We start from the raw sequence: 6,256 nt of genomic DNA on the forward strand, positions 1-6,256 counted from the left end.
GAAGCAGGCCCTCGCCCAGCTCGCCGCGGCCTACCCCGACCGGATCAACCCCTACCTGTGACCACCCCGCTTACACAGACAAGTTGACACGCCCGTTTGGTGGGAGCTGGCGACAGCACCAAGACCACATTGTTGGACGCGATCGGGCTGGTACTCAGCCCGAACTACAGCCCGCAGTTCACGGATGCCGATTTCTTCGACCTTGACCTAACCAAGAACATCGTCATCGAGGCAACGATCACGAACCTCCCGGACAATCTCGTCAAGGAGAGCCAGCTTGGCAAAGACCGCTCAGGCATCCTGCCGGGCGGCACTCTCGTCCACGACCCTGTCGAGGAGGCCGATGAGTGCCTCGTCGTCAGGCTGACCGTGACCCCAGAACTCGATCCGACGTGGGAGGTCGTGCGCCCCGACTCTGAAGACGCCCGCCCGATTTCCGCCAGCCAACGTCGCCAGCTCGGCTTCTTCCGCCTGGGTGAACGGGCCGACCTCCACCTTCGCTGGGCGCGCGGATCGGCCCTGTCTGGCCTGACCGATGGTAGCGATGGGGCTTCGTCTGTCGTTCTCGATGCCCACCGTGAAGCGCGGAGAGCAGTCTTCGACGCCCAGTCGAGCGCCCTACATGATGCAGCTTCCAAAGTTCAGCGGTCGGCCGGGAACTTCGGTGCAGGGAAATTTGATGAGCTGCGGCCTGGTCTCGAGCCAGGCTCGGCCACCTCCACACATTCGCTGATGCTTCATGACGGTGACGTGCCTCTGTCGAGCCTCGGGCTCGGCACGCGCCGGCTAACAAGCTTGTCGATCCAGGATCAGGCGATGGACGACGGCTCGATCATTGCCATCGACGAGGTCGAACACGGGCTCGAGCCGCACCGACTGGCGCAAGTCCTCCACCACCTCAAGAAGCGAACTGAAGGGGGCAACCTGCAAGTCATTATGACCACCCACTCTCCCATCGCGGTGAAGACGCTGAGCGCCGTCGATCTCGTCGTAGTCCGCGCGGATGGAACTGGCGTGACCACCTGCCAGCCGGTTCCTGAAGACCTCGACAACGTGCAGGGCACGTTCCGTATTGCCCCAGAGGCGCTCCTTGGCCGTCGCGTACTTGTCGGAGAGGGTGCGACCGAGGTGGGTTTCCTGCGCGGCCTGCTTCGTCACTGGGACGCCCAGCGGATCGCCGCTGAGCAGCCTGGTGCTGCTTCGCTTGGCGTCGTGTTGGTGAATGGAGGGGGAGGGACCCAGTCGACCAAGCGAGCCCAGCACTTCCAGCAGCTCGGCTACCCAGCCTGCCTGCTAGTGGATAATGACGACCGCGCTATTGACAAATCGGTGAGGCAGGCAATGGACTCCGGCGTAAGCGTATACCGCTGGGGTCCGGGCAATGCGATCGAAGATGAGATCATTCAGACTCTCGGCGCCAAGGGGCTGCAGGCACTCGTTGACCTAGCCGTAGAGATCAGGGGTGAGCATTCCATTCGAGCTAATGTCGGCGCAAGTCTGAACAACGATCAGCTGACTGGAACCGACTTCGCTTCATGGCAGGCACAGGCCGGTGTCAATGAAACCGAGATCCGCGGTGCCATCGCGGCCGCGGCGACTGCCAGGGATAAGGAGTGGTTCAAGCGCGAAGATAGAGGCGAAGAACTTGCCGAGGTCGTCATCAGGCACTGGGCTGATTTGGACAGCACCCACTTGATGAAGGTGATCGACGATCTGCAGACCTTCGCTTACGCCGCGGAATCCGAGCCGCCAGCGGAGTCTTCGGAGGGGTCCTTCGATGGTTGAGGACCCTCCCATCTCGAAAGCAGTCGAAGTTGTACTCAGGGCACTACCCTGTTCGGTGGCTCTTCCCGCCGGTGCTGGGAAGACCGAGCTGATCGCGGCCAGTGTGGCAAAAGCTACCCAGCAAGGCGGGACATGCCTCGTGTTGACGCATACGCATGCTGGTGTGGACGCCCTTCGCCGCCGCATGAAAAAGTTTGGCGTTGCCAGCGACCAAGTCGTCGTGCGCACAATCGATTCATGGTCGTATGACCTGATTGCCCACTTCCCGAGTCTCGCGGGGCTCGACGTGTCCGGTGGTCCCGACTGGAGCAAGTCTGCCGAATACCATCGCGCAGCGGCGCGGACAGCCACCAGCAGGGCAGTGGGGAAGATGCTCAAAGTCAGCTATACCCACCTGTTCATCGACGAGTATCAGGACTGTCTTGTCGATCAACACGAGCTGGTGCTCGCCCTGGCCATGACGGTCCCCACTGCGGTGTTCGGTGACCCACTACAGAGCCTGTTCAACTTCAGTAATAATCGAAGGGTTGTTGGTTCGAATCCAACCGGGGGAGCCGAGCAGAGGCCCCTGCACCGACCAGATCGGTGCGGGGGCTTCTTCGTGCCTGGAGGACGACGGAGCCTCGAATGTGTCTGGCAATGAATCCAGGGGCCAGCTGACGCCCTGGATCGCATCTCTCGTATCCAGGCGCTCTCCGACGCCCATGGGGAGCCGCCGACCACTTCGATGCACCCGGCCTGGCCCGGCCCGGCCCGGGCCAGCCGGCAGGGCCGGCCGTTCGCCGATGTCCGGGCGATGATCGAGGCGACCATCTACCCGCATCGGCACGAGATTCCGTAGCGGGATATGCCCGAGGTCTACGGGCCCTGGCAGACCGCGCTGACCTGGTGCTGGCGGATGGCAGCTGCGGGCACCTGGCATGAGGTGCTAGCAACATTGGCGGCCGCCAGCGACGCCCAGGGCCTCATCGATGGATCGGTCCGGACTGGACTCCGCGATCGCCCACGCTCATCAGCACGCCACGGACATTGCCCGCCATGCAGGGGATGGATCGAACTACGGGAATCTGCGGGATGAACCTGCCGGTCGCGGTATCGGACGCTCACGTGGCAGGTTGAGCACGAAGATCCATCAGCTCGACGCGGGGGCAGGAATGCCATTGGCCAGCTTGATCGCCTGAGCCAGGCAGGGGATTGACCGATGCCGACTCCACTGCTTGGGCAGCCGCGGCGGTCATCCCCGTGTGAGCTGACCATCAGGGCCACCGCAGGCGTCGTGGCTGCAGCAGCGGGTGCCCCGTCGGCTTCGACGCAGTCGCCTGTAGGGGCCGCAATGTCATCGAACGTCAGTATGCGCCCCTGCAGCAGTCGCGCGGACGGGTGGCCAGGTATGACGAGTGCACGATCATCTACCGGCCCGCCGAGCGCCTGACCACTGGGGTCACATGGTTGAAGCTGGTGTCAGACACGCCCTGGGCGCGCCCGGCGCCGTAGTTCTGCTCCGCATGCTGCCCACCTCTTCGAGGCCGATAGAGGAGCGGGAACGGACTGAGGGTGTCATCAACACCCGCACCATTCCCATCCCTTGATCAGCGCGCTCGAGAGAGCCTCAGCGTCCTAGACGCATGCCGTCATGCTCCAGGGCCGCCAGCGCACGCTCGATGAAGACGGGAGCAAGAGTCTCTACATACGTTGGGGTGAGGTGGTTGTCGTCCCAGTACACATGGACGTTGCCCACCGTGGGCTGGCACTGACGGCCCGGGCAGATCATGTCGTTCAGCTGCACCTGCGCGATGCGGGGATGAGCATCGGCCAGTCCGGTCAGGGGGCTGGTGTTCGGATCGAGCACGGTATGCGTCCAGCGGCATGTCGCCGCATCGATCCCGTGTGTCCTTCCGCAGGTTGTGGGTGATCCGGCCGCGAACCGGGGGTTGTCCCGGAGTGCGAGGACATGGGCACCCGTCCCCGCAATCTCCTCCATCCGCCCGACCATCCCCGGGGTGAGCATCTCCTCGTCCTCATAGGTGCTGCGTGTGCCCTGCATGAAGACGACGTCCGGGCGTACATGCTCCACGACCAGGTTGAGGTCCGCGAGGAAGTCCGGGCACTTCGGGGAGTCGTCCACCTGCTCCTCCATCGGCGCTACCAGGCAGCTGCCCCGCGTATAGCTGACGACCTCCAGCCGTCTTTCCTCACCGAGGCGCCGGAGAGCGGGGGACCACTGCATCACGTGGCTGTTGCCGGCCATCAGCACGACGCCGGCCGGATCTGCTTGTGGGACGAGGACATGGCACGACTCGGCTCCGACCTCGGTCAACTGTGCTTCCAGGGCGGGGTCGCACTCCTCGGGGTACTCGGGGAAGGGGTACCGTCCCTCCACCACGGGCAGAACGGGGGCACCGGGGTCTCCAGCTGGCTCGTAGTCGGGGCGCAGGACGGCGGCGCCCGGGTTGTTCCGGTCGGCCGCCTCGAGGACTCGTGCGGACTCCGCTGCCTCGGCGCCGCGCCACAGGGTCACCGGCGCCACAACGAGAGCGGCGCAGGTCCCCAGTACGACGGCGGACCGCCAGGCGGCCGTCTGGGGCCAGCCCCACGCTCGTAGCGGACGCTCCACGCGCACCGAGAGGAGGAGGGCCGCGCCGAGGGAGACGACGACGAGAACGACGCCTGCGGCCGCGCCGGGTTTCTGTGACCCCGTGAGGACGGAATAGGTGATGAGCAGCGGCCAGTGAATGAGGTAGAGAGCGTAGGCGGAGTCACCCAAGCGGGTGAGCGGGCGGGAAGCCAGTACCCGGTCCACACCGAAATGGGAGCCGCTGGTGCCCGCGACGATCACAGCAGTGGCCGACATCAGCGGCCACAGCGCGATCCAGCCGGGGAAGGCGCCCTGGACGTCCACCACGACGCCGACGGCGATCATGCTCGCGAGCCCTGCCCAGCCGAGGAACACCCGTGTGCGCCGTCCCAGGTGAATGAATGGAAGGACGAGCGCCAGGAGGGAACCGAGGGCGAACTCCCATAGGCGAGCCCGAGTGTCGAAGTACGTGAACGCCTGGTTCTGGGAGGTCTGGGTCACCGACCACAGCAGGGACACGACGAACACCGAGGCGAACGCAGTCGTGAGGACGGCTCGGGGCCGCGCCCCGGTGCGGCGGGCCACCAGGGCTGAGACAAGGAAGAGGAGCGGCCACAGGATGAACACCTGCCCCTGGACCGACAGCGACCAGAAATGCTGGAAGGGGGACAGCGAGGTGTTGTCGGCGGCGTAGTAGTCGACGGCATTGAACGCCAGGGCCCAGTTTTCCACGTAGAGGGCCGACGCCAGCGCCTCCGTCCGCCACGAAGCACGGTCGGCCAGCGGATACACCGTGGCAACGGCAACCAAGGTAAGCAAGATCGTCAGCACCGCCATGGGCATGAGGCGCGTGAAGACGTGAAGCCAGTAGCGCCCCACCGCGAGGGGCCTTCCAGCCTCCATCTTGCGGGTGAAGGAGCCTGTCAGGAAGAAAGCCGAGATGAACAGGAAGATGTCGACGCCGCCCGACACCCTGTCCGTGAAGATGTGGAACACCACCACCAGAAGGACGGCTACCGCGCGCAAACCCTGGATCTCCGGTCGCCAGTCCGCCTGCCTTCGGGCCACCACAGGAGTCGAATCGGGCCCATCAGCCGCGTGTCGGGGGCGGTAGCCGCGGGGATAGACGGACGGATTGGTCATGGTGGCCTCAGCAGTGTCAGAGGGATGGGAAGGCAAACGGCAACATCATGCCTGAGGGTGATTCTTTCGAACGGGAAGCTGACCAGCGGATTAAGGCTCGTGGCCCAGCCCTCACGTCGCACAACGGCGCCCGCACCCTCGCGCGGTAGGGCGCGGGCGCCGTCGTGGAGGTGAAAGGGAACGCCTCAGGCGCAGGCGTCGTCGGCCTCCCCGGACTACTGCTCACTGAAGCGCCCTGGGTTCCGTTCCGAGGTCAGGATGCAACGGGCGCTGAATCCTGATCGTGAGTGTAAGCCGCCTCAACCTCTGCGGGAGTGTGATAGCCAAGGGCCTCATGCAGGCGGGTGGTGTTCCACCAGTGCACCCACCCCATGGTGGCCAGCTCGACCGCCTCGGTCGACTCCCACACCCGCTTGGCGTGGATGAGCTCGGCCTTGTAGAGCCCGTTCACGGTCTCCTTGAAGCGTCCCGGGTTTCGTGCCGCTCCTATGTGGGTGTGAGCCGCCCCCTTCATTCGGTCCGGACGTTCTGTGAGTCGTCGGTTTCCATTTGATGGGTGCACTGCCGAGCGTACTCGGCTGGGGTTAGGTAGCCGAGCGAGGAGTGAGCCGCCCCCTTCATTCGGTCCGGACGTTCTGTGAGTCGCCGGTTTCCATTCGATGGGTGCACTGCCGAGCGTACTCGGCTGGGGTTAGGTAGCCGAGCGAGGAGTGCCGGCGGTGGTGGTTGTACTCGTCCTTCCAGTCGCCGATG

The 6,256-nt window shown here is 64.8% G+C and carries 4 protein-coding genes and 2 pseudogenes; 3 read left to right on the plus strand and 3 right to left on the minus strand.

The features are described 5' to 3' along the window. Positions 1-99 precede the first annotated feature (99 nt). The 3 genes and pseudogenes from ABIB16_RS11160 to ABIB16_RS11170 all read left to right on the plus strand — a co-directional run bounded on the left by ABIB16_RS11160 (position 100) and on the right by ABIB16_RS11170 (position 3,279). Entirely contained in the window at positions 100-1,785 is a 1,686-nt protein-coding gene (locus ABIB16_RS11160) for an ATP-dependent nuclease (RefSeq protein ID WP_354436289.1), read from the plus strand. Beyond that, positions 1,778-2,428, plus strand: a complete 651-nt coding sequence (locus ABIB16_RS11165; protein ID WP_081097721.1) for a UvrD-helicase domain-containing protein — start codon at positions 1,778-1,780, stop codon at positions 2,426-2,428. Before ABIB16_RS11160 ends, ABIB16_RS11165 begins: the two co-directional genes overlap by 8 nt. A 30-nt stretch (positions 2,429-2,458) precedes the next feature. Continuing rightward, positions 2,459-3,279, plus strand: a pseudogene (locus tag ABIB16_RS11170) (transposase). A 115-nt stretch (positions 3,280-3,394) separates the two neighbouring features. Here ABIB16_RS11170 and ABIB16_RS11175 read toward each other — a convergent pair. The 3 genes and pseudogenes from ABIB16_RS11175 to ABIB16_RS11185 all read right to left on the minus strand — a co-directional run. Further along, positions 3,395-5,503, minus strand: a complete 2,109-nt coding sequence (locus tag ABIB16_RS11175; protein WP_081097732.1) for an acyltransferase family protein — start codon at positions 5,501-5,503, stop codon at positions 3,395-3,397. Between the two features lie 253 nt (positions 5,504-5,756). After that, positions 5,757-5,960: pseudogene (locus ABIB16_RS11180) on the minus strand (integrase core domain-containing protein); the annotation flags it as partial. A 160-nt stretch (positions 5,961-6,120) separates the two neighbouring features. Continuing rightward, on the minus strand, positions 6,121-6,256 hold a 136-nt coding region (locus tag ABIB16_RS11185), incomplete at its 5' end, for an integrase core domain-containing protein (RefSeq protein WP_354436290.1).

It is taken from the genome of Micrococcus sp. UYEF5 (assembly GCF_040546065.1).
GTDB lineage: Bacteria > Actinomycetota > Actinomycetes > Actinomycetales > Micrococcaceae > Micrococcus > Micrococcus luteus.